Source organism: Paraburkholderia lycopersici (assembly GCF_900096975.1).
Lineage (GTDB): Bacteria > Pseudomonadota > Gammaproteobacteria > Burkholderiales > Burkholderiaceae > Paraburkholderia > Paraburkholderia lycopersici.
Genome location: NZ_FMYQ01000011.1, coordinates 13,614 through 36,928, shown reverse-complemented (window position 1 = coordinate 36,928; position 23,315 = coordinate 13,614). Strand labels below are relative to the sequence as shown.

At 66.3% G+C, this 23,315-nt stretch carries 21 protein-coding genes and 2 pseudogenes; 9 read left to right on the top strand and 14 right to left on the bottom strand.

All coding sequences use genetic code 11. The features are described from left to right. Nucleotides 1-10 precede the first annotated feature (10 nt). The 4 genes from tssG (at nucleotide 11) to BLU17_RS13915 (ending at nucleotide 4,845) form a co-directional block, all read left to right on the top strand. Nucleotides 11-1,084 carry a type VI secretion system baseplate subunit TssG gene (tssG, locus tag BLU17_RS13930; RefSeq protein ID WP_091997394.1) on the top strand — a complete coding sequence of 358 codons (1,074 nt, stop codon included), beginning with the start codon at nucleotides 11-13 and terminating at the stop codon, nucleotides 1,082-1,084. Nucleotides 1,085-1,337: 253 nt separating this feature from the next. Then, nucleotides 1,338-1,814 (top strand): VOC family protein, encoded by a 477-nt coding sequence (locus BLU17_RS13925; RefSeq protein ID WP_091997392.1) that lies wholly within the window; start codon nucleotides 1,338-1,340, stop codon nucleotides 1,812-1,814. 254 nt (nucleotides 1,815-2,068) lie between these two features. Continuing rightward, entirely contained in the window at nucleotides 2,069-3,178 is a 1,110-nt protein-coding gene (gene opgC, locus BLU17_RS13920) for an OpgC domain-containing protein (RefSeq protein ID WP_091997390.1), read from the top strand. Further along, nucleotides 3,175-4,845 (top strand): tannase/feruloyl esterase family alpha/beta hydrolase, encoded by a 1,671-nt coding sequence (locus BLU17_RS13915; protein WP_091997388.1) that lies wholly within the window; start codon nucleotides 3,175-3,177, stop codon nucleotides 4,843-4,845. The genes opgC and BLU17_RS13915 overlap by 4 nt, the downstream gene beginning before the upstream one ends. Before the next feature lie 48 nt (nucleotides 4,846-4,893). Here the strand turns inward: BLU17_RS13915 and BLU17_RS13910 are convergent, their stop codons facing one another. Next, nucleotides 4,894-5,682, bottom strand: coding sequence for a COG4705 family protein (locus BLU17_RS13910; RefSeq protein WP_091997386.1), 789 nt, complete (start codon nucleotides 5,680-5,682; stop codon nucleotides 4,894-4,896). Nucleotides 5,683-5,942: 260 nt separating this feature from the next. Between BLU17_RS13910 and BLU17_RS32375 the strand changes: the two genes are divergently transcribed. After that, nucleotides 5,943-6,206: a hypothetical protein gene (locus tag BLU17_RS32375; protein ID WP_143189249.1), complete on the top strand. Its 264-nt coding sequence runs from the start codon at nucleotides 5,943-5,945 to the stop codon at nucleotides 6,204-6,206. Between the two features lie 88 nt (nucleotides 6,207-6,294). Here the strand turns inward: BLU17_RS32375 and BLU17_RS13905 are convergent, their stop codons facing one another. After that, nucleotides 6,295-7,113 carry a peptidoglycan-binding protein gene (locus BLU17_RS13905; protein ID WP_091997385.1) on the bottom strand — a complete coding sequence of 273 codons (819 nt, stop codon included), beginning with the start codon at nucleotides 7,111-7,113 and terminating at the stop codon, nucleotides 6,295-6,297. A gap of 387 nt (nucleotides 7,114-7,500) precedes the next feature. Here BLU17_RS13905 and BLU17_RS13900 point away from each other — a divergent pair, with 387 nt between their 5' ends. Beyond that, nucleotides 7,501-8,169, top strand: a complete 669-nt coding sequence (locus tag BLU17_RS13900; protein ID WP_091997383.1) for a hypothetical protein — start codon at nucleotides 7,501-7,503, stop codon at nucleotides 8,167-8,169. 10 nt (nucleotides 8,170-8,179) lie between these two features. Here the strand turns inward: BLU17_RS13900 and BLU17_RS13895 are convergent, their stop codons facing one another. From BLU17_RS13895 to BLU17_RS13885, 3 genes are all read right to left on the bottom strand, one after another. Beyond that, nucleotides 8,180-9,379, bottom strand: coding sequence for a DUF2235 domain-containing protein (locus tag BLU17_RS13895; protein ID WP_091997381.1), 1,200 nt, complete (start codon nucleotides 9,377-9,379; stop codon nucleotides 8,180-8,182). A 243-nt stretch (nucleotides 9,380-9,622) separates the two neighbouring features. After that, nucleotides 9,623-9,877, bottom strand: a complete 255-nt coding sequence (locus BLU17_RS13890; protein WP_091997379.1) for a DUF2934 domain-containing protein — start codon at nucleotides 9,875-9,877, stop codon at nucleotides 9,623-9,625. Between the two features lie 163 nt (nucleotides 9,878-10,040). Further along, nucleotides 10,041-11,330: a phospholipase A gene (locus BLU17_RS13885; RefSeq protein WP_176929086.1), complete on the bottom strand. Its 1,290-nt coding sequence runs from the start codon at nucleotides 11,328-11,330 to the stop codon at nucleotides 10,041-10,043. 213 nt (nucleotides 11,331-11,543) lie between these two features. Between BLU17_RS13885 and BLU17_RS13880 the strand changes: the two genes are divergently transcribed. Then, nucleotides 11,544-12,065 carry a Spy/CpxP family protein refolding chaperone gene (locus BLU17_RS13880; protein WP_091997375.1) on the top strand — a complete coding sequence of 174 codons (522 nt, stop codon included), beginning with the start codon at nucleotides 11,544-11,546 and terminating at the stop codon, nucleotides 12,063-12,065. Further along, on the top strand, nucleotides 12,062-12,403 hold the full coding sequence (locus BLU17_RS13875) for a hypothetical protein (RefSeq protein WP_091997373.1): 342 nt from the start codon (nucleotides 12,062-12,064) through the stop codon (nucleotides 12,401-12,403). Before BLU17_RS13880 ends, BLU17_RS13875 begins: the two co-directional genes overlap by 4 nt. Nucleotides 12,404-12,569: 166 nt before the next feature. Here the strand turns inward: BLU17_RS13875 and BLU17_RS13870 are convergent, their stop codons facing one another. The 7 genes and pseudogenes from BLU17_RS13870 to BLU17_RS13840 form a co-directional block, all read right to left on the bottom strand. After that, nucleotides 12,570-14,684: a phosphocholine-specific phospholipase C gene (locus BLU17_RS13870; RefSeq protein WP_091997371.1), complete on the bottom strand. Its 2,115-nt coding sequence runs from the start codon at nucleotides 14,682-14,684 to the stop codon at nucleotides 12,570-12,572. A 93-nt stretch (nucleotides 14,685-14,777) separates the two neighbouring features. After that, nucleotides 14,778-15,194: a hypothetical protein gene (locus BLU17_RS13865; protein ID WP_091997369.1), complete on the bottom strand. Its 417-nt coding sequence runs from the start codon at nucleotides 15,192-15,194 to the stop codon at nucleotides 14,778-14,780. A 170-nt stretch (nucleotides 15,195-15,364) separates the two neighbouring features. Then, the gene (locus BLU17_RS13860; protein ID WP_091997616.1) at nucleotides 15,365-15,766 is read right to left on the bottom strand and encodes a PPC domain-containing DNA-binding protein; all 402 of its coding nucleotides are present in this window, start codon (nucleotides 15,764-15,766) and stop codon (nucleotides 15,365-15,367) included. A 222-nt stretch (nucleotides 15,767-15,988) separates the two neighbouring features. Further along, nucleotides 15,989-16,423, bottom strand: a pseudogene (locus tag BLU17_RS13855) (WD40/YVTN/BNR-like repeat-containing protein); the annotation flags it as partial. Between the two features lie 95 nt (nucleotides 16,424-16,518). Further along, nucleotides 16,519-17,322, bottom strand: a complete 804-nt coding sequence (locus BLU17_RS13850; RefSeq protein ID WP_091997366.1) for a hypothetical protein — start codon at nucleotides 17,320-17,322, stop codon at nucleotides 16,519-16,521. 311 nt (nucleotides 17,323-17,633) lie between these two features. Next, a pseudogene (locus tag BLU17_RS13845) lies at nucleotides 17,634-18,794 on the bottom strand (cysteine desulfurase family protein); the annotation flags it as partial. A gap of 249 nt (nucleotides 18,795-19,043) precedes the next feature. Beyond that, the gene (locus BLU17_RS13840) at nucleotides 19,044-19,307 is read right to left on the bottom strand and encodes a DUF6723 family protein (protein WP_091997361.1); all 264 of its coding nucleotides are present in this window, start codon (nucleotides 19,305-19,307) and stop codon (nucleotides 19,044-19,046) included. Nucleotides 19,308-19,614: 307 nt separating this feature from the next. On the opposite strand from BLU17_RS13840, the gene BLU17_RS13835 reads away from it, so the two are divergent. Next, complete coding sequence (locus BLU17_RS13835) at nucleotides 19,615-20,871, top strand: multidrug effflux MFS transporter (RefSeq protein ID WP_091997359.1); 1,257 nt, start codon at nucleotides 19,615-19,617, stop codon at nucleotides 20,869-20,871. Nucleotides 20,872-20,883: 12 nt separating this feature from the next. Here BLU17_RS13835 and BLU17_RS13830 read toward each other — a convergent pair whose 3' ends face one another. Continuing rightward, nucleotides 20,884-22,512, bottom strand: coding sequence for an FGGY-family carbohydrate kinase (locus BLU17_RS13830; RefSeq protein WP_091997356.1), 1,629 nt, complete (start codon nucleotides 22,510-22,512; stop codon nucleotides 20,884-20,886). A gap of 57 nt (nucleotides 22,513-22,569) precedes the next feature. After that, nucleotides 22,570-23,298 carry an SDR family oxidoreductase gene (locus BLU17_RS13825; RefSeq protein ID WP_091997354.1) on the bottom strand — a complete coding sequence of 243 codons (729 nt, stop codon included), beginning with the start codon at nucleotides 23,296-23,298 and terminating at the stop codon, nucleotides 22,570-22,572. Nucleotides 23,299-23,315 lie beyond the last annotated feature (17 nt).

Here is a 23,315-nt window from a genome sequence, read left to right as displayed (position 1 = left end):
AGGTGAACTGATGGAGCGAGAGAGCCCAAAAACCGTCCTCTTCGACGGAATATTGTCGCCGGCGCTGCTCGAAAATCTGCGGGCCGAACCGTGGCGATACGGGTTCATCCCGGTGATGCGTCGTATCGGCGCGAATCGGGCCGTTGATCCGGTGGGTACCGCAGCCTTGCCGGATGCCGAGCCATTTCGCATGGGGCAACGGCCGAGCCTCGTGTTTGCGCCGCGCGAGATCGCGGATGCCTTCATGAAGGACGGCAAACTGCACATGCGCCTCTTCGGCCTCGGCATGCTGGGCCCGAACGGGCCGCTGCCGATTCACGTGACGGAGATCGCCCGCGAGCGTGAGGAACACCGGCGGGATGCCACGCTCAGCAACTTTCTGGATATCTTCCATCACCGGTCGCTGACGCTGCTGTATCGCGCATGGGCGACGGCGCAGTCGGCCGCGAGTCTCGACCGGCCCGGGCATGACCGCTTTTCGCTCTATGTCGCCTCGCTTTCAGGTTACCCGCTCAGGCACGACCGGCCGCGGCCGCTGCCCGCGCACGCGCGCCTTTCGGCGGCGCCGCTACTCGCACGCGAGGCGCGCAATCCGGAAGGGCTGGGCAATGCGCTCGCCCATTATTTCGGCGTGCCGGTCCGGATAGACGAGTACGTCCTGCACTGGATGACGCTGGCGCCAGAGAACTGCTGCGTCCTCGGCCAGCATCGGGCATCGTCGATCATGGGCTCGGGAGCCGTGATCGGCACACAGGTACCCGACCGCCAATACCGTTTTCGCATGGTTATCGGCCCGCTGGACATCGAGGATTATCACCGCTTCACGCCACGGGGAACAGACCTGTTGCGGCTGATCGACTGGGTGCGCGCCTTCGTCAGCGAGGAGTACGACTGGGAACTCGAACTGCAGATCAAACCGCAGAGCGCGCCGCCTGCCGTGCTGGGCGGTCCGCAGCAACTCGGCTGGTCCGCCTGGATGGGCCAGCCGCCCTCGCCCGATCCCGTTACCGGAATGCGCTTCGAGCCGGAGGGCTATGTGCAGCAGCTACGGCGCAATGCGGCCCGGCAGGCTGAAACACGCTAGCCGACAGCCGCGTCGAACGTCGAAAATCCGCCGGATGAGGGCTCTCTGGTCATGAATCCGTCAAGCTGCATCAGAACGCCGTCCCTCGGCCTTCGAAGAAGCCCGGCTGGCTGTGTCGCATCGCGGCAACCGCCCCCTTTATGAAGTCGTTCGATACACCGCGTGACAACAAAGCTCCCGCGGTTGGCGTTGCTTTGTCAGAATGGGCGCCGTGCGCCGGTCAACGGCGCGTGTTTCTTCAAAGGAGGTCGTGATGGCCGAGCTTGTGACTTTTCTGTGGTTCGACGAAGGCAGAGCGCGCGAGGCGGCGGAGTTTTACGCCGCGACGTTTCCGGGCAGCCATGTCGCTGCGGGACATGTGTCCCCCATACCCGGCATCGGGCAGGGGGCGGAACTGATGGTCGACTTCACGGTGCTGGGCCGGCGTTTCGTGGGCATGAACGGCGGACCGAACGTCAAGGCCAACGAGGCAGTGAGCTTCATGGTGGAAACCGATAGCCAGGAAGAGACCGACCACTACTGGAACGCCATCGTCGGCAGTGGCGGAGAGGAATCGGCTTGCGGCTGGTGCAAGGATCGCTGGGGCTTCTCCTGGCAGATCACGCCGAAGCGTCTGCTCGAGTTCGTCACCGGCGCCGACCGCGACGCCGCGAAACGTGCGATGGAAGCGATGATGCAAATGCGCAAGATCGACATCGCCGGACTGGAGCGCGCCGTGGCGGCAAAGTAACGAGCGCGCCTGGGCGCAAGACGCCCGAAGCCCCTTTCGCTGGCATGCAGATGGCCGCGAGATGGCGCGCTCGTCATATCGGGCCTCTGGCGTGCCCGGCATGCCGGGGCCGGGGAACGATACCTGCGAGACCGGCTCGTATGAGCATGGGCAGCGCGCATCGAGACACTGGACGTGAGCGCCTGCCCGGTCTTTCATCGAGCGGTCGGCACGGAGCGTCGCATTGCCGCCGCGATGATGTTTGCGGGGGCGACATGGAGTCTCGTCAGGGGCGTTCGATCGAAGTCGATTTTTTTCGCGGCGTGGTGCTGATCGTGATCGTGCTCGATCACATTCCCGGCAGCGTGCTATCGCATGTGATGCTGCACGCTTACGCGCTATGCGACTCCGCCGAGGTGTTCGTGTTTCTCGGAGGCTATGCGTCGGCCGCGGCCTATATGGCCGTGCGCGCTCATCGCGGCGTAAGCGCAGCGCGAGGACGTTTCCTGCTGCGAGGCTGGGAGATCTACCGCGCCTATCTCCTGACCGCCCTGCTTACGCTGCTCTCGGGCGCGCTGCTCGCGCTCTCCCACCTGAACCCGCCCGCCGCCGGCTTGAGCGGTTGGGCGCCGTTCGCGGCGCATCCGGTGCGCGAAACGTTCCGCATTCTGTTCCTCGCACGCCAGCCGTATCTGTCGAGCGTGCTGCCGATGTATGTCATATTTGCGCTGTGCGTGCCCGCCGCCGTGCCGTTCGCCCGCCGCGCGCCATTGGCGGCGCTGGCCTTCAGTCTCGCGATCTGGGCCTTTGCGCCGCTGCTCGCCGTGCTCTCGGGCACGAGCACCGTCGCCAACTGGCAGTTCAACCCGTTCGCGTGGCAATTGATGTTCGTATTCGGCATGCTCTGCCGGCTCCATCCGGTGCCGCCCGGCTTCGGGTCCTCCGAAACCGCGCGCTGGCTCGTGCGGTTCGCGTTCACCGCGGTGGCGGTGTTCGCCGCGATCAAACTGTTCGTACTGACTCAACCGTTGCCTGGCCCAATGAAACAGCATCTGGCTTTCGCGCGTGTCGTCAACTTCGTCGTCATTGCAATGGCGGCGGCGTATTTCGTCCATCGCGGGACCATCGCGCGAATCGCCGCGCGTCTGCCATCGGTCGTGACCGTGGGGCGCACGGGGCTCGTCTGCTTCGTGGGCGGCACGCTGATCTCCGTGGCCGTCGATACGGCAACGCCACGCGCGCTGCACGGCGCGGCGGCATTCGCGGCGGCGCTGGCCGGCGACATCGTCGCGGTCGGCGCAACACTCGGGCTCGCCAGAGCCTGGCGCGGCCTGCTGGGCCGTCAGAGGGCGCGGGCAGCCGTCAACGGAGCCGGTTGCGGATGAAACGAAGGAGCGGCCCGGCGCCCGAATTTCGCAAGGCGGTCGTTCTCGCCGCGCTGAGTCTCGTCGCTTGCGTCCATGCGTTCGCCCAGCGCGCCCCGTCGCTGCCGCTGCATTGCACCGATCTCGCTGGCGCGGTGCTGCCGCCCGCCAGCATCGGCTTGCCGACCAACGGGGCGCTCGTACAGACCGCCGCGATGATCCCCGCGACGGCGACCGGCAATCTCAACGGCGACTTCTGCCGCCTGACCGGCGTGATTCGCGCGCAAAGCGCCGGAACCCCGGACATCCGCTTCGAAGTGAATCTGCCGAGCCGCTGGAACGGCCGCGCGCTGCAATTCGGCGGCGGCGGCTATAGCGGAGTCGTCGTGACGGGAACGGGCCCGATGCCTTTTTCGCCCGATCGCGCGCCGCTCGCACGCGGCTACGCAACGTTCGGCGACGACTCGGGCCACAACGGCACGTCGTCGGAGGCAAACTTCGGACTGCTTGAAGAAGCCGTGACGAACTTCGGCTATGCGCATCTCAAGAAGGCGCACGACGTTGCGCTCGCACTGATCGAGCGCGGCTATGGCCGGCCGCCGGAGCACATGTATTTCGCGGGCGGGTCGACGGGCGGCCGCGAAGGCTACACGGCGATCCAGCGCTATCCCGACGACTACGACGGCGTGATCGCCAATTCGCCCGCGCTGAACTTCTCGGGTGTCCGCTTAATCGGCGTCGTGGTCGGCCAGCACGAATATCGCACGCCCGGGGGATATCTTCCGCCGCGACTATTGGAACAGGTGTACGAGCGCGTCATGCAGGTCTGCGATACGCTCGACGGCGCCGCCGACGCCATCATCAGCGACGTTCAATCGTGCCGCGCGAAAGAGCCGGAGATCATCGAGTCGCTGCGCTGCCCGGCGCGGGCTTCGCCCGATGAGCCGCAGCGCGCCGACGACGACTGTCTCACGCCGCCCCAGCTCGCGACGCTCGAAAGCCTGGACGACGGCCTGCGCCTGCCCTATGCGCTCGCCTGGAACGCGGACAGCTACCTCGGCTACAACGTCTTCGAAGGCACGCGCTTCACGAGCATGCTGGGCCTCGCACATTCCGCGCAGCGGCTACCGCAACTGGCCTTCGTGCCCAATGGCTACCTGTACGCCCAGGGCGACGCCTACCTCAGATACTTCATCACGCACGACCCGACCTTCGATTCGACGAACTTCGACGTGATGCATCCGGGCCGCTACCGCGAACGCCTCTTCGCGCTATCGGCGACGATCGGCGCGATGAACCCCGACGTCTCGCGCTACATCGCGCGTGGCGGCAAGCTGATTACGCTGCAGGGACTCGCCGACGAAGTCATCAGCCCGAACCAGACCATCGCGTATTACCAGGCGCTCGTCGACCGTTACGGCGAAGCGCGCGTGGACAGTTTCATGCGCCTCTACATGGTGCCTGGCTACCAGCACGGCAACGGCGTATTCATTCCGTCGGTGGATTTGCTCGGCGCGCTCGACGACTGGGTCACGAACGGCAACGCACCGGAAACGCTGTTCGTGACCGACATCGCGCAAGCCACCAACGGCCGCACGCGGCCGTTGTGCCGTTATCCGGCGTTCCCGCGCTATCTCGGCAAGGGCAATCTCAACCACGCAACCAGCTTCACGTGCGCGATGCCGTGATTGCGACGAGCATGGCGACTGCTGCGGCCGTGGCGAACGCGGGGGCGCTCAAGCGGCGGTCGCGCGCCGCGCGGCGCGTTGCGGCAGCACGACGATGCAGCCGACGATGAAGATCACCAGCAGCACGGACGCGTAAAACCGGCTGAAATGCAGGCCGCCATCCGCGACGGGCTTGTCGAGCAGGTCGCCCAGCGTCGCGCCGAGCGGCCGCGTGAGCACGAATGCGAACCAGAAGAGCGCCGTGCGCGACACGCGGGGCCACAGCCAGAGCAGGCCCACGACGACAAGGCCAGCGCCGAAAATCGCGGCGCCGACTTCGTAGCCCACGCCTAACCCGCCGCGATCCTCGCCTGCCACCCAGTCGCCGAGCGCGGTGCCGAGCGTTTGCGAAAACAGGATCGTGATCCAGTAAAACCACTCGACGCGTGCGCTCACGACGCTCTCGACCGACACCGTGCCCTCCACGCGATACCAGATCGCGAGGCTCGCAACGAGCAGCAGGAGGATGATCGATACGCCGCCGGGATAACCGACGCCGAGCGAGCGGTCGCAGAAGTCCGCAAGCGTCGTGCCGAGCGTGGTCGTCGCAACGATGGTCGCCCAGTAGAGCCACGAATAGAAGCGATGCGCGCGGATCTGCGCCGAGACCAGCACGACGAAGCACGCAAGGAAAATGAGCGAGCCGACCAGATAGCCCAGGTTCAACGACATCGTCACCCAGTCACCGCCGGTTTCGCCAAGCGTGGTACAGGCAATCTTGATGATCCAGAAGCCGAGGGTCACCTCTGGGACCTTGCTGACGGCGTATTCGATGAAACTCGGGGAACGGGTGGACATGGGGACTCCTTGCGCCGCTTGACGGGCGGAACCAAACAGCCTTCGACTATAAGCGCCCCTTGCTTAACGAATGCTTAACGAATGCTTAACCCCGCATACCTCCCGCTGCGCACATGTGATTGCCTGCGCATAAGCGATTGCTAAGGTGGGCTGCGTAGTCTGGGGGAACACGTTGTGGAAATCGCACGGCGTTTGCCTTGCAAGCGGCATTCCAGCTTGTAAGGATTCCAGATTATTTAATTCCAGATGGGAGCCGTATCATGAAACGTCAATTCGCTACCGCCGTTCTGGCGCTCGGTGTTGTTTTGTCCCCCGCCGCCTTTGCCCAGAACGCTGCAACACCCGGCCAGGCGGCGCCGATGCAGCAGCAGGCAGAACCGCAATCGTCAGGCACGCCACGCACCGACAGTTCGGGATACGGAACGGAAAGCGGCGGAACCTCGAACAGCTCGATTGCGCGTGCGTCCGGCCATGGCGTGCTCGTGTCGCATGGGGGCCGCAACGATCTTTTCGCCCATCATTGATGCACAAACGCGCCATCCGCCCGTGCAGCGCATGGCGCGTTCATCCTGTGCCAGTCATCGCATCGTGGTTGCCCGAACTGCCGCCCTTTCAATCGGCCGCCAGGTTCGGAATGAGCGTCGCACCGCGCTGATATGCGTCTGCGAACCGGTCGAGTCCATTGGATCCGCCATTGACCAGTTGACGCGCCGTGGCCATGTTGCCCGCCAGCAGTGCTTTTTTGATCGCCAGTTCCCGGTCGGCAAGGAACAGCGCCAGCAGTTCCGCCGCGACGACGGGATCGGAAGCCCGGTCGGGATCGTTCACCAGATCAACGGGCGTAGCGAGCTTCGGGCCATAGGTCTGGTAGTTGAGGCGGCCGGTTAGCTGGACGTAGCCCCTGCCCTTGAAGCTGGCGCCGTCCGGCGCGCCGCGATTGCCGAGGTCCTTGCGATTGTCGTAAAGGTCAAAGGCATGTCCGTTGGGCGACGTATTGAACCGCGACTGTCCCTCGGCGATCGGCTCGAAGCATTCCACCTCGGCGCGCACGGTCGCGAGCGCCATCAGGACCATCGGCTTGTCGGATATCCTCGACTGGATCAGCGCCGATAGCACCGAAGGCAGGTTCGCCTTGATATTGCCTATCGGCGTGACCGGAAACATCTGGCTGACGACCTGGACCGTGACAGCAGGTATGGCGCTGGGCGACGCGTCCGAATTCGCGAGGTCCAGCGCGCACAGCGTGCGAGGACCGGCAATGCCGTCGGGCAGCAGGCCCTCGCTTTTCTGGAACGCCATCACCGCCGCCACGGTGCCCTGCCCGAACTGCCCGTCCACGACGCCCGGACTGAATCCGTGCGCCGTCAACGCTTGCTGCAACGTTTTCACGTCGTCGCTGCTATCTCCCTGTTTCAGCGGTCCTGCGATCATGACAGTCTCCTCGACAAGTTGCCGATTCCATGGATGAAAAATCGAGTCGAAAAAAAAGACGGTACCGGGCGAACGCCACGCTGATTACGCATCGATGCACGTGCCGCGCGGTCTGATCAATTCGTTAGTTATCCTCAACCGTCGGCAGACATCGAGTGCAATCGAAAGCCAGATTCCACGCAGAATGAGCGCATCCGGCCGCGCGGGCGTCTGTGCGCCAGCAGACATTTCCCGCCATCTTTGCTGCGGTAAAACCCGGACGGAATTTCGTGAAATTTGATCTAATTTAAGGGCAGGCAGCCCGCTACCCGTGTGCACGGCTAATTGCGCCCATGCAGGGCAATCCGCCAGCGTAGATTCGGCAGCCAAACCGTGGAGAGACGATCCGTGAGCGATCAAAAAAGCACTCAAGGCTGGTGGACCACGCTGCCAGGCGTGCTGACCGCATCGGCAACGGCGATTACCGCCATTGGCGGCCTGATCGCGATTCTCGGCCAGCAGGGTCTCTTCCACAAGTCGACGCCCGCAACACCGGCGCTCGTTGCATCCGCGCCGGAAGCGGCGCCGTCCCAGGCAGGTGCGGCACCGTTAAAGGATGTCGTGGCAACGACGACCGCACCGGCGCCGAGCGTGAGTTCATCGATACCGGCTTCGGCCGTGCCTGCCCCGGTAGCGCCTGCGCGAGGCACGATCGGCAGCAACATGGCTTACTTCTCCGGAAACTGGCAGAACAGCAATCCGGCGACGGCCGGCATCATCAAAATCCAGATTCGTATCGCGGACGCCACCATGTACGTGCGCGCATGGGCGAAATGCCGGCCCACCAACTGCGACTGGGGGGAAGTGCAGGCGCAAGCCATCGGCGGCAACGTGGGTTCGCAGCCGGGCAGCGGCATGCGCGAGGTAACGGCGCAATTCCGCAACAACGTGCGCCAGGTCGCGCTCACGATCCACCCCGCGCCGAATGACCATCTGCGCGTGGAAGCCGTGACGAATTTCGTCGATCAAAGCGGCCGCGCGCCAATGGCCAGAATCTTCGTGTTCCAGCGCATGTGACGCCGATGGATCAAGGTTCGATCTGTACGTGGGGCGCCGGCCCCGTACCATCGAGCCTCAGATAGCTGTTCAAAAGATTGGCGGGCCGGTAACGTTCCGGCTCCAGGCCCTCCACGGGCACAGTCTGCGCGGCGAGCCGCTGTATCACACGCTGGCTCAGGCCCAGTGCCGGAGGAAATTCCCGCGGCGCGACCGCGTAGATCGAGCCCGCCCACGGGCGATGCGCTACGTCGCACGCATTGGGCTGCCACGGCGGCATGCGCTCGAACAGCACGCCAGCCGATGCAAGGCGGTTCGTCATCCAGATCAATGCGCCGTTCGAAAGCCCCGATTCCGCCGGCGCATAGCCGCCGCCCACGTCCGCGTGGGCGCCGGGAAACAGCACCTGAACGACGCCGACGCGCGCATTCCAGAGCGTGGGCGTGAAGTCCACGCGTTGCTCGTCCACGGCGAGCGCCTGAAAGCCGTTCGCCACCCGCTCGCTCAGGTCGTTGTTGCAGAACCTGAATTCGTCGAGGCGCACCAGCGTGCCGTCTTCCGCGTGCAGGGAAGGAATGCCCAGCGCGCCCACCGTATCCCATACTCCCACGGCGGCGATGCGGATATCGGCGACGAGCTGTAGCGCAGGCGGCGGATGCAGCCCGAGCTCGACGCGGTCATACAGCGCCGTGATGCTGTTCGCCAGCGCATGCAGGAGATTGGGCGCGCCCGCATGCACGGTCTCCTTGTATTGTTGCCAGGCGGAAAGTCCCGCGCTATAGCTCGCTTCGGAGCCGGCTTCGAGTTGCATGGCCTTCCAGTCGAGCAAGCCCTTGTGCGTCACGAAACCGGCTAGCGCCCGCGCCGTGTAAGCACCCCGGCTGAACCCGGCAATATAGATCTGGTCGCCCGGCTGATATTGGCGCGACAGGTACGTGTATCCGCGCACGATACGCGCGACGAGCCCGAGTCCCATGGAGCCGCCGGCCATTCTCGCGAGCACGTTCGAATCGTCTCCCACGCCGTGAATGTATTTGGCGACTTGCCGGGCCTCGCCGGTGCCTTCGGCAAACGCGATCTCCCGCTCGTTGTCGTCGGGCCCGAGCGGCCCGGAGCCCTTCAGGTTTTCAAACAACTTCTGCACGTTCGTGGGTGTCAAGGTGCCCGTGCGGTTCGTCGAGTTGGGGCCGTTCCATGTGCCGTCGAGACACAACACGATGTTCTTGCTCATCCGGGGCTCCTGGCGTCGAGCGCGTGCGCAGCAATATTCAAATGTAAGGTGTGCCAGGCTAGCCAACGACAAAAAACTCGAACCGAATGTGCGCCAGACAACATTCGCTTGACGCTCGCCGCCACCGGGCGCCGCGTTGCATCAAAACCGCAATCCCCTGTGCGCCGCCCGCCTGGCGGCAAAAAAGCGCGCCATGGTTGCACGAACAACCGAACGCAGACGGCACGCCGCGCCTTTCCGTGCTCAGCCGCGCCGCTTCTCGCGCGCCAGTTCGTTGGGTGGCACGGCGCCGCTTTCCTGCAGCGGCTCGCCGGCGAGCCGGCGCTTGCCGGTCTGATCGCTGCCGATATTCGACGCCTCCCCTTCGGCGTCATATTCGGCGGCAATCTGTTTTTCGGCGCGGCTCCAGTATTCGTCCGCCCTGCCCTGTGGTGCGCCGTCGTCTTCCCATAGCTGATGCGCGCGTCGCCTGATGCGCGCTTCCCGTTCGTCGTTCATGGTCGTTTCCTCCGATTGCGCGCGAGCACGGCATGGGAACCGGGCTCCCGGCCGCCGTTTGCGCGCCGAAGCCGGGCGCGCAAACGCAGTGCCCGAAGCCTGCGTCAGGCTTGCGCCAATGCGTCAACCCGCATCGGCGGAATCGTTTCATAACATCGCCGCTTCACCGCGACATGCTAAAGCCGATACGCGCGGCCCAGCGGTGCTGGTTGTAGTCGAGAATGTCTTCGCCATAACCGTTGAAATAGCCCACCCACAAATACCCGCCCCAGGCATTGCCGAACAGCTTGGCGAGCGGGTATGTAAATTGCGCATCGACGCTTCCGTAGGTCGATTTCGTGCCCTTTCTCAAAGTAGTCGCGAGTTGCCAGCCATCCGGGCTGCCATACTTGACCAGCAGATCGACATAGCCGCGATAGTCGGCAATATCCGAGTTTTCCCCCGCAATGTGCTCGTACCAGTAGACCTTCGGCGCGACGGTCAGGTGGTTGGCGTTCAAGTCGCCGAAGTCCCAGACCGGCTTCACGTAAAGAATGTCGACGCCGCGCGACTCGGGGCCGTCGCGCCCGTTCGACTCGTGCTCATAGCCCGTCTCGATGCCCATCCGGCTGAACCAGCCGGTCCTCCATCCGGTATCGGCGAGATAGTAGAAGAGCGCCGGCTTGTAGCTCGTGTCGCGAAATGGCGCGGAGTACTTGCGGATGTCCCACAACGATGTCTGTGTGTAGGCGAAATAGAGGTTGTCCACGAAACCCCGCGAACGCGGATCATCGGGCAGCACGAAGCGGAACTTGAAGCTGATCTGGAATTTGGCGAGGTCTTCGCCGTTCGATGCCCAGCCGTCCGCGAAGTACGTCGGTTCGTAGAACGAAAAGCGCCCCAAAAGGAAAGCACCCAGGTCGGGGACCAGCGAATTCGACGGCTTCACGCTCGAGGGCGGCATTTGAGCGGCAAGCGACTCGTTGCCGGCCATCGGGCCTTCTTCGGCCGGCGCCGTGGCGAGCGGCGCGGATACGGCCGCAACCGGCGCCGCGGGTGCCGTGGCCGGCGCAGGCTCCGGCGCTCCGGCGCTCGCCGTGGCCGAGCGCGGCTTGCGTGTGAGCAGCACCAGCGAAGGCGAAACGTCCACGCCGGGCACGTCGACTCTCACGGCGCCGCGCGCCCACTCGGGCCATGGCGCATGGTAGCTCACGACCTTCATTTCGCCGGCCGCGAGCCGTATGTGCTCGGGCGCGCCGGGTTCACGCGCAAGCAGCACGGACCTCGGCAACTGCTCGCCGTTGGTGAGCGTAATACTCAAGGTGCGCGGCACGTCGACCGACGTGCCAGAAGGCGTGTCGCCGGTATAAACGATCGTCACGACGAGCGGCTCGTCGGACCTCGCTTCGCGCGGCGGACGCATGATGGAAACGGCGGCGCGCCCCGGCGGCATATAGCCTGCGAGCGTCGCCATGGCGAGCGCCGCGCATGCCAGTCGTCCCCACGGCAGCCGGACGTTCCGAATGGAGCGGGATGCGGATTCCCTATGTAGTCCCAATCGAGTCACAAGGCGAATCGCCACGTTGCCTCCCTGTATCGCCGAAGTGATTCGCCGTCGGGGAATCACGCCTTTGTCTACGTGAGTGAAGCGTCGTGCTTTCGGGAATCGTGCCCCATTCCCTTTTACATGCAGGATACCGAAATTGAATTGTCGGCTGCGCTTGCTATGATCGAAACGGTTGATTCCGGCTTGCCGGCAATTCGCCGGCAAGCACCTTTCGCGAGAACTGACATGAAAGCTGTCCTGGTGGCGCTAGCCCTGATCGGCGCTTCTGCGTGCTGGGCGCAGGCCAGCGCTCCGGCGCCATCGGCGCATCAGCATCACGTCGAGACTGTCGACGACCGCGTGAAAGAACTGCACGCCGAACTGAAGATTACTCCGGCGGAAGAGGAGCAGTGGGCGAAAGTGGCCGACGTCATGCGCAACAACGCAAAAACGATCGACGGCCTGCTCGAGCAGCGGCACGACAACGCCCGGAAGCAAACCGCGGTGGAGAACCTGCAATCGTGGAACGATATCGCCCAGGCCCACGCGGAAGGCAGCAAGGCGCTTCTCGACGCATTCTCGGCGCTTTACGCGGACATGCCCGCCTCGCAAAAGCAGCTCGCCGACGCCGCATTCCGCCCCGAGCAGGCGCACGCGAAATGAGCCGCCACACGTACGCGGGCACACGCGACGCGACTCGAGGCACGACGATGAAATCCTGCGCGTTGAAGTTTGTTTTCCTCTCGACGCTGGCCGCGCTCTGCGTCATGCAAACCGCGCAGGCCCGCGTGGCCGTCAACGTGGGCGTGGGCATCGGCATTCCGGGGGCGTTCTACGCACCGCCGCCGCCGGTCGTCTTCATGCATCCCGCGCCCATATGGCCGCCCCCTCTCGTGTATACGCACCATGGTTTTTCTCCGTGGCACCATCCCCCGCGATTCGTGGGTCCGAGACATGCCCGGCGTCCCGGCTGGGGACCGCCGCCGCCGCGCTGGCGCTAGATGCACTAGCTGCGGCATTAGCTGCGTTCGGGGCGAGATACACGCAGGCCGACCGCGGCATCAACGCAATTCCCCCGCATGGCGGCGCCGAAAATGAAAAAAGCCACGGTTCGCGGGACTCGCGAACCGTGGCTCATGTCATCGCATAAAGGCCGGGGCGACCCCGTCAAGCGCCGAGCGCGGGATCGCTGTAGCTCGGGTGGCCCGTTTCGACGTGGCCGGCAATGCGGCGCACGAAGGCGGGATCGCTATCGACGGTGATCGTCAGGTCGTACCAGCCGTACGCATTGCGCAGATCGAGATAGAGCGGTTCGGTGTCGCCGCCGCGCACGGTGCGCTCGATCTTCGCGTCCGGGTCGTATGCGTTGACGATCGTGAACTGGCAGCGCGCGCCACCCGTGTTTTCCAGGCGCAACTGCAGGTTGCCGTTCGCCACGTCGTAGCCCTCGACCACTTCGGCTCGCGCCGCACCGTTGCCGCCGAACCAGTTCATCCTGCTCTGCTTGCCCGCAAAGCGGCGCAGGAAGCCGTTCGGGCCATGCACGCTGAAGTCGTAAGCGCCGTCGGCGCCGGTCGCGAGCTTGTCTTGCAGATGCTTGCCGGCTTCGACCGTGTAGGTGCGCGGCGCAGCGCTGTTGCCCGCCGCATAGACGAGGAACACGGCGCCCGCCCGGCCCGAGTTGATGAAGCGCGCGGCGGCCTCACCCGAACTGGCGTTCGCATCGAAGCGCACGAAAAGCTCATAGGACAGCGCACGCGCGTGGCGCACGCCCGACTCCTGCTTCGGCACGCTGCCCAGGGCGGGCGGCAACGGCACGTAGTCGGGGTGACGGATCTTGTCGGGCGGCGTATAGCCCGTCGTGGAAGGCAGCGCGGGAAGCGCCGCATTCGGCGTGGCGAAGTCGAACGCCGACGTGAGATCGCCGCACACGGCGCGGCGCCACGGCGTGATGTTCGGTTCGCGCAGATCGTGTTGCAAGCCGAAGCGTTTCTCGATGAAGCGGATCACCGACGTGTGATCGAACGTTTCCGAGCATACCCAGCCGCCGCGCGACCACGGCGAGACCACGAGCATCGGCACGCGCGGGCCGAGACCGTACGGTCCCGCCGCGTAGCTGCTGCTGCCCGGAAAAATCTCGTTGGCGATGTCCACGGTCGAGAGACCGTTCGTGCTCGAAACGGGCGGAAACGGGGGCGCCACGTGATCGAAGAAGCCGTCGTTCTCGTCGTAGTTCACGAGCAGCACGGTCTTGCTCCACAGATCCGGGTTCGACGTGAGAATCTGCAGCACCTGATCGACGTACCACGCGCCGTAGTTGGCAGGCCAGTTCGGGTGCTCCGAGTACGCCTCCGGCGCGACGATCCACGAGACCTGTGGCAACGCGTTGTTCTGCACGTCCTGCTTGAGCATGTCGAAATAGCCGCCGCCCGCGAGCACGTTCGTGCCCGTGCGCGCGCGGTCGTAGAGCGGATTGCCCGGTTGTGCGTTCTGGTATTGATGGAAGTACAGCAGCGAGTTGTCGCCATAGTTGCCGATGTAGGGATTGTCGCCCGTCCAGCCCCACGAGCCTTTCGCGTCGAGCCCTTCGCCGATGTCCTGATAGATCTTCCACGAGATGCCCGCGCTCTGCAGCACCTCGGGATACGTGGACCAGCCGTAGCCCGCCTCCGCGTTGTCGACCACGGGGCCGCCGCCGCTGCCGTCGTTGCCCACCCAGCCGGTCCACATGTAGTAGCGGTTCGGGTCCGTCGAGGTCAGCGTCGAGCAATGGTAGGCGTCGCAGATCGTGAACGCGTCGGCGAGCTGATAGTGGAACGGAATGTCGTCGCGCGTGAGGTACGCCATCGTCGTCGTGCCCTTGGCGGGCACCCATTGATCGTAGCGGCCGCCGTTCCACGCTGCGTGCGTGGTCGGCCAGTCGTGCGGCAGGTCCTCGAGGAACTGCAGACCCAGGTTGGCCGCCGTGGGATGGAACGGCAGCACTTCGCCCACGCCCGCCGCGAGCGGCTGGTTCCAGACCGGCTTGCCGGTGGGCAGCGTGATCGTGCGCGTGTCGCCGAAGCCGCGCACGCCGCGCAGCGTGCCGAAGTAATGATCGAACGAGCGGTTCTCCTGCATGAGGACCACGATGTGCTCGACATCGCGGAGGCTCCCCGTGCGATTGTTCGCGGGAATCGCGAGCGCGTTGCGGATACCCTGCGGCAGCATCGTCAGGGCGGTGGCCGAACCGGCGCTCATCGCGGCGGTGCGGAGAAAGTCACGGCGGCTTCTCGATGTCATGTTCTCTTTTCCATCTTCAGGTTGAGAAAAGCGCGCACGGCACGCCGCCGTCATGACGGGCGGCAGGCGGCGAAGGCCGCGCGGCCGGGTACGTCAATCGACGGTGTGGATAACGGGTGGTGCAAGCGGCTCGTTCTGCGCGGCTTGTGCGGCGGCGTCGGCAGACGGTTTCTCCGGCGAACGCACGGCGTTCGCGGGCAAGGCTGCGGGGGTCGCGCCATCCGGGGGATTCGACGAGGCCGCGTCCGAAGCCAGCGCAAACGCACTGGCGGGCGGCGGACTCTGCGCGTTGCCGGGCTGCGCTTGCGCGAGTTCGCGCGCGGCGTCCGCGGTAAGCGCGACGCGCGAGTCGGCGTCGCGCGCGCTGCATGCGCCGAGCGCGCAGACAGTGCACGCACAGGCCAGCAGCATGGCGGGCGCACGCATCGTCGCGAATATGGCGGGCAGGCTCAAACGTCGGCGCGGCGCGCTCTGCAAACGCAGGCGCACCGGCGCGGATTCGACCGTCATCGAAGTCTCCGTCCAGATAGAAAGAGGCACAACAACGGCTCGAGGAGCGGCCCGAGCATGCCCTGCTCGCGCGCAAAGCATGCGGCGGCACGACAACGCCGAAGGATAGCGAAAGCGCTTTTAAGTTTTGTGACGGCGTGAAGCGACGGGCCGACTACGGCGCAGGCGGATCAACGCGGCGCAGGGCGGATTTGCAGCTCCGCATAGCCGGTCGCCGGGTCGATTTCGCGCGAGAAGCCATGGTCCGGCAGCAACGCGAGCAACAACTCGACCGTGGTGCGAACGATGCAGCCACGCGCGACATGCCCGCCGAACACCCGGCCCCGCGCATCGGCCACCGACATATGCAGATGCGCGCCGTCAGGCGACACCGAGCCGGCCAGCGTCAATATTTCGAGGTCGCCGCGCAATTCGGCCGGCGCTTCGGCGCCCGCGAACCGCAACTGCGCAACGCTCAAGCTGCCGATGCCCTGAACGACGAACGCCGCGCGCGACGCGCTCTGGTTCAACAGCCGTTCGACCGCGACGCGCAGATCGTCGCCTGGAGACAGCCGTGCGGGACAGGTTTGCATGCGGAACCCGGAGTTGTCGATATCCGCCACAGGTTAGGCTGCGCGCGGAAACGAGGCAAGCGGCGCCGGCGCACGCAGCGCGACGCGAGAGCGCCTCGCTCGTGCCGGCTGTCGAGCACGAAAGCCCGCGTTTTCACGCACGCGCGGCGAGCGCCCGTGGCCGGCGTATCGCGCGCGAAAATACCTGGTTATCCTGCACAACCCGGTCGGCCGCAGGCGGCTTCAGCCGAACCGCACGCAATAAACCGGCGGCAAGTGCGCCGAAATGAGCCGCCAGCTTTCGCCGCCGTCGCTGGAGGTCCATAGCGAGCCCGTCGTCGACCCCATTGCGAGACGGCCGCCGGAGTCGTCGATGGCAAGACCGTGGCGGTATACGATGTCGTACGCGGGCGCCGCCGGCAGGCCATGCGAGAAGCGCTCGAACGTGCGTCCGCCATCGCGTGTGCGCGTGACGACGAACTGGCCGTCCACCGGAATGCGGTACTGGTCCTTCGCGGCCGGCACGAACCATGCGGGGTCCGGCTCGCGCGGATGCACCGCGACCGCGAAGCCGAAGCGCGACGGCTGCGCTTCGATGCGCCGCCAGTGCGCCGCGCCGTCGGTGGAGCGGAAAATCGCGCAGTGATGCTGGGTCCATAGCACGTCCGGGTCGGACGCCGGTTCTGTAGTTTAGGCGATGCCATGGTACGCGTTGGGGCATCGCCATGCTCTTTATGGCTCGCCGGCCTGCGATGCGGCGCAGCATGCACGCCTCACGGCGCGCTCCCTTCGGTCTTGGTCTTGCCGCGCAGGCGGGGTGCCGGCAGGCGCATGCGATAAAGGGAAATCGCCTGGATCGTGAACACGCAGGCGATCGCGCCGCCATAGGCGGCCAGCAGGTTCCACCGCGTCAGCGTCAGGCTCAGCACGAAGAAGAACGACGCAAAGCCCAGCAGCCCCGTCGTCATGCCGCGCATCAACTGCTGGGCGGCTTCATGGCCGATCATGCGGTGAGCGAACACCGTGAGAATGATCGCCATGAACGGGAACGACGCGAGCACGCCGCTGGCCTCGGGGCCGACATAAGGCGCGATCAGCGTCACGCCCACCACGAGACTGGCGATCAGCGCCATGCGCGAGGGCAAATCCCACCATGGCGCCGCGAGCCTGACGGTTCTCGCGGGCTTGCCGGGAATACGGTTCAGCGCAAGCGTGATGGCCAGAATCGCGATGATGTAGAGGGCGTTGGCCCGCAGCGCGCTCCATTGCAGGAGGCCGGCCGCGAGGGCGAACGTCGTGCCGGCGCCGGCGAGCGCCACGATCCATCCGCGACGCGCGAGCCGGCAATAGACCACGCAGAAGGCCGCCTGCGCGGCGGTCGCGACGAGCGAGCCCGCGGTGGCCTGCGCCGCGAACGCCGGTCCGTGCTCCAGCGCGAGAAAAACCGAGACCGGCCCCGACGTAAGCGGCAGCCCTACGAGCAACCCGCCGACCGCTTCGCCCCAGCGGCGCGCGGCAAGCGTAGCGGCCAGCAGCAGCAACGGCGTAACGACGAGCTTGAAAACCAGAAGTTCCATGACGAGCAATACCCCGACCTTCGCGACCACGCGGACGACATGACGTACGCCCCGCTGTTTTCGCCCATATTGAAGGCCGCTACGCCCGGTGACAAGGGGTGCCGGGAGCTCGTGTATCGCGTCGGCTGCCGCGGCGAAGCCAGAGGCCGCGCACCGTGCGCCGCTGGCTGGCTGAAGAAATCTCGCCGTTTCTCCCGGCCCCCCGTCGCCGCCGTCACCAGCAACGCGCGCCGATCACGGCACCCGGAGCGAGTGAAACGATCAGCGGGTATCGACGGCCATCGCGCCGTTGCCGACGACGCGCGTCAGAGCGCCGCCGCGACCGGCCGGCACGGCTCCACGGCGCGGCGAATGCAATCGAGCGCGAAATCGACGTCATCCTGCGTCGTGAAGCGCCCGAGGCTCAGCCGCACGGTGCGGCTGGCCGCTTCCTCGCCGAGTCCGATTGCCGTGAGCACGTGGGACGGCGTGCCCGCCGCCGAGTTGCAGGCGGACGTGGAGGAGATGGCAAGGTCGCCGGTCAGCAGGAACGGGAAGAAGCCCGGCAGATCGAACGTGAGGCTCAGCGTATGCGGAATGCGCCGGGCGTGCGCGGCGTTGAGCGTCACGCCCGGTACGGCGAGCACCGCCGCGAGCAGGCGCTCGCCAAGCCGTGCGATGCGCTCGCCGTCCTCCTGCATCGCGTGGCGCGCCAGCTCGCACGCCACGCCCATGCCGACGATCTGGTGCGTGGCCAGCGTGCCCGAGCGCAAACCGCGCTCGTGGCCGCCGCCGTGCATCTGGGGCGCGATGCGCTCGAACGCCTCGCGGCTCACATAGAGCGCGCCGATGCCCTTCGGGCCATAGACCTTGTGCGCCGACATCGAGAGGAGATCGATGCCCAACGCCGTCACGTCGATGGGCGTCTTGCCGAGCGCCTGCGCCGCGTCGACGTGCAGCAGCGCGCCGGCCGCGTGGACCACGTGCGCAATCGACGCGATGTCGGTAAGCGTGCCGAGTTCGTTGTTGACCAGCATGAGCGACACGAGCCCGGTGTCGGGACGCAGCGCGGCCGCGACGGCTTGCGCCGTGATTTCGCCCTGCGCCGTGGGCGCGAGCCGCGTGACGGCCATGCCGCGCGCTTCGAGGCTCGCCGTCGTATCGAGAACGGCCTTGTGTTCGAGCTGGCTTGTGATGAGGTGGCGTTTCTGCGTCGCGCGATCGGCATAGCCCTTTAGCGCGAGATTGTTCGACTCGGTCGCGCCCGAGGTCCAGATAATGTCCTGCGCGTCGGCGCCGATGAGCGCGGCCACGTCCTTGCGCGCCTGCTCCACGAGCCGCCGCGCGCGCTGGCCCGCGCCGTGCGAACTGGAGGCCGGATTGCCGAAGTCGCCCGCCATGCCCAGACAACCGGACATCGCCTCGATCACCTTCGGGTCTGCCGGCGTGGTCGCGGCATAGTCGAAATAACGCAAATCGCCCTTCTCGCTCATCTTCGTTTCTCGCGCAACGGAATCCCGCCATCGTACGCGGCCGGCGCTAAAAACAGGTTCCAAAATCACGCGTATTCGCGCCGACGAGGAGGATCTGATTCTACGAGTCAGGCATTTCGAAAAATGAAATTCCCGACATACCTAGTCACGCAGCATGCAGCACGTTAGCCCGGCTCGTTAAATGGCGAGGGCTCCGGGGTTCGGCGCTCGCGTTCCCTGGCCTGGAATTCGGCGCGCAAGGCAGTCCGGTCACCCTTCGGGCATGGCGATGTCGGCGCGGATCAGTTCGTCCGCGAGCGCGAGCGCTTCCTGCCGCGCCTGCGCGCCAGTTGCGCACGGCCCCGGGCGCGGACAGCCGTCGAACGGATAGATGAGCCGCCCGTCAGTCTTGCGGCGTATGCGCAGCAATCCGTAATAGCGGCCCGCTCCGTCGATCTGCTCGCCGCAAAAGACCTCATAGTCCTGCGCCGTAGTCGGGCGGCGTATGGCCGGTTTCGGCCTTTTCTCTGGCATGTCGGCGCTCCGCGTTGAGCCGGGGACGAGATACGGCGAGGCTTAGCAAGCAGCGCGCCCGGCATGACGATGCCGCGCCTCGCGAACCGCGGACATCGGGCCCGCGGAATCCGGGACCGGCGGCCGGTGCGTAGGTCCCGACCGGCAGACCGTGGCGGGACGGCCCGCCCCTTCCCGCTCGATGGGCATCGCACCGGATCGCGCGATTACGGGCACAATACGCGGCGACGTCTGCTCCGCGACCCGTTGTTCGAATTGCGAACATTTTCGGCGCCGCTGCACTACCACCCGCCTTTTTCACGCCGTCATGACCCACGAACGCCTCGCTACCGCCGCACGTCCGCCGAACTCGCCGCGCTTCCTGTTGTTCCTGATCTGCCTGTTCTCTTCCGCCGGGCAGCTCGCCATCGACATCTACGTGCCCGCGCTGCCCGCCATGGCGCGCTACTTCGCGACTTCGCCGCAGGCGATCCAGTCGAGCGTCTCCGGCTACATGGCCGCGTACGCGCTCGGCCAGCTCATCTTCGGGCCGATCGCGGACGCGCTCGGCCGCAAGCGCGTGCTGGCCTTCGGCCTCGTGATCTACACGCTCGGCTGCCTGCTCTCGCTCGCCGCGCCGAACCTGGAAACCTTCGTGCTCGCGCGCTGCCTGCAAGGCTTCGGCATCGCCGCGACCAACCTGCTCGCGAAGGCCATCATCACCGACTCGTTCGCGGGCATCGCGCTCATGCACGCGTTCACTTATATGTCGATCACATGGGGGCTCGCGCCGATCATCGCGCCCGTGATCGGCGCGCATCTGCAGGAGTGGTTCGGGTGGCAAGCGTGCCTCGTGTTCCTGCTCGTCTATTCGCTCGTGATGTGGGCGCTGCTGTGGCGCTTTCGCGAGACCTTGCGGCATCCCGTGCGGCTGGAGCCGCGCACGCTCTTCGCGAACGCGGGCAAGGTGCTCGCGAGCCCCGTGTTCCAGAGCTGCTTTCTCGCCCAGGGACTGTGCTACAGCATCCTGCTGGTGTTCAACATCATCGGGCCGTTCATGGTGCAGAACACGCTGCACAAGCCGCCCACGTTCTTCGGCTACCTGGCGCTCGGCATCGGCCTGATGTATTTCCTGGGCGGCCTTTCGAACCGGCTGCACGGCCCGCGCCTGCCCACGCCCGAACAACGTCTGCGCGTGGGCGCGCGCGTGATGGCGGGCGCGGCGATCGCGATGCTCGTGCTCTCGCTCACGGTCGGCCTGCGCGTGTGGACGCTCGCCGCGCCCGTGCTCGTCATGGGCCTGTGCGCGGGTACGATGTATCCCACGCTGATGGCCAAGGGCAACTCGCTGTTTCCGCACATCGCGGGCTTGACGAGCGCGATTCTCGGTTGCGCGCTGCTGCTCGTTTCCTCGGCGATGATGGGGCTGGCGGGCTTCGTCTCCGTGCATGTGCTCACGCCGCTCGCGGTGTTTTTCGTGCTGCTCGCGCTCACGGTCGTCGTCATGGTGACGAAGCTGCTGCGATACCTCGCGCAGAATCAGGCCGCCGCCACGCTCGCGCAGCGCAGCGGCGAGACGGCTTGAGCCGCCGGCGTATTAGCGAATGGCGCGCGCCACGTCCTGGAGCTGCGTGAAGGCGCGGTAACGCGCTTCGTGCAGCGCCGCGATCTCGCCTGCGGCCGGCGCGTAGACCTTGCTGATCTGCGACATGGCGGCCATCGCAGCGCGCGCGTTTTCGTGGAGCCCGCCCGCCACGCTGCCCAGCATCGCGGCGCCGAGCAGCACGGGCTCTTCGGCCTGGGTTGCGAGCACGGGCTTGCCGGTTGCGTCCGCAAGCAGCTGGCGCACGAGATCGAGCCGCCCCGCGCCGCCGCTGATCACCACCTGTTCGATCGGCGCGCCTGCCTCGGCCTGGACTTCGACGATCTGGCGCAGTCCATAACCGATGCTGCAGATGCCCGCCACGTAGAGCGCGACGAGATTTTCCATGCCCGCCTCCATGCCGAGCCCCGCGATCACGGCGCGCGCGTGCGGATCGGCGAACGGCGCGCGGTTGCCGAGGAATTCGGGCACGACGTGCAGGCCTTCGTCGTGTGCGAGCCGCACCGCGCCCGACCAGCCGTCCGCGGCCTGCACGGCCAGCGCGGCGAGCAGCGCCGGCAGCGACCGGCCTTCGCGCGCGGCCCGGCTCGCGGCCTCCGGCGCGAGCGGATGCATCGCGAGCAAGCGCTCGATCGCCGCGCCCGCCACCGACTGCCCGCCTTCGTTGAGCCACGCCTCGGGCACCATCGCCGAGTAATACGGGCCCCACACGCCGGGCACGAATACGGGGTCGCGCGTGGTCGTCATCGTGCACGACGACGTGCCGAACACATACGCGAGGCACGCCTCGGGCCGCCCCTGCGCGCCGACCGTGCCGATGCCGCCCGCATGCGCGTCGATCACGCCCGTCGCGACCGGCGTGCCCGGGCGCAGGCCGAGCTGCGCGGCGGCCCCGGGCGTCAGGCCGTCGCCGAGCGGCGTGCCGGGCTCGACGATTCGTTGACCGATGCGCGCGAAACCTTCGTCGGCGAGCACGCCGAGGCCCACGGTGCGAAAGTAGCTCTCGTCCCAGCGGCGCTCGTGCGCGAGATAGGTCCACTTGCAGGTGACCGTACACGTGGAGCGCGCCAGATCGCCCGTCGCGCGCCACGTGAGGAAGTCGGCCAGGTCGAAGAACTGCCACGCGGCCGCGAACACCGCAGGCCGGTTTTCCAGCAGCCACAGGAGTTTTGGCGTTTCCATCTCCGGCGAAATCTTGCCGCCCACGAAGCGCAGCACGTCGTGGCCCGTGGCGTTGATGCGTTCGGCCTGCTCCACGGCGCGATGATCCATCCACACGATGATGTCGCGCGCGGCCGCCTCGGATGGCCCGACGGGTAGCGGCTGCCCGCCCTCGCCCAGCACGACGAGAGAACAGGTGGCGTCGAAGCCGATGCCCGCGATCTGGTCGGGCGGGATCGCCGCCTGCGCCAGCGCGTCCTTCACCGCATGGCACACGGCATGCCATATCTCGGTGCTCGACTGCTCGACGATGGCGCCGCTTTCATGAAAAACGGCGATGTCGTGTTTCGCCGACGCCACCATGCGTCCAGCGCAATCGAAGATGCCGGCGCGGGCGCTGCCCGTGCCCACGTCGACGCCGACGGTATGGCGTGCGCCGCCTGCGAGGTTATTTGAGGTCATGGCTCGTTGAGTGTGAGGAGGGGCCGCGGATTGTCGCTCGCGCGCCGGGCCCGGAGACTAGAGATCGACGCTGCTGGGCAGGATCACGAGGTCGCGAATGGTCACGTTGCGCGGCCGCGTGAGCATGAACACCACCGCGTCGGCCACTTCCCCGGGCTGCATGAGGCTGCCCTGCGCCAGCGCCTCGTCCATCTTCGCCCGGGGCCAATCGTCGAGCAGGGCCGTGACGACGGGGCCGGGCAGTACCGCGCCCACGCGCACGCCGTGCTTCGCGACCTGGCGGCGCACGGTATGCACGAAGGCCTGCACCGCGAACTTCGAAGCCGTGTAGACAGGCTCCCACACCACCGGCACGACGCCCGCCACCGAGCTCGTAAACACGATGTCGCCCGCCCGCTGCCCGACCATGTGCGGCAGCACCGCATGCACGCAGCGAAACGCCGCGTTGATGTTCAGATTGAGCATGCGATCCCACTCGTCGGGATTGCCGTTCACCACCTCGCCGCCGATATAGGCGCCCGCGTTGGCATGAAAGATGTCGAGGCCGCCCGCCAGATCGAGGATCTTCGGCAGCATGCCCGCGTAGTCGGCGGGCTCGAGCAAATCCATGGCGAGCGCAAGCGCATTCGGCCCCAGCTCGGCGCAGCACTGCGCGAGCCGCTCCTGCGCGCGGTCGATCAGCACGACTTTCGCGCCCTCCCCGATGAGCGCGCGCGCGCACGCGAAGCCGATGCCGGAGGCCGCACCCGTAATGGCGGCGACCTTCCCCTTGATGGATTCGGACATGGATGACTTTCCTCCTT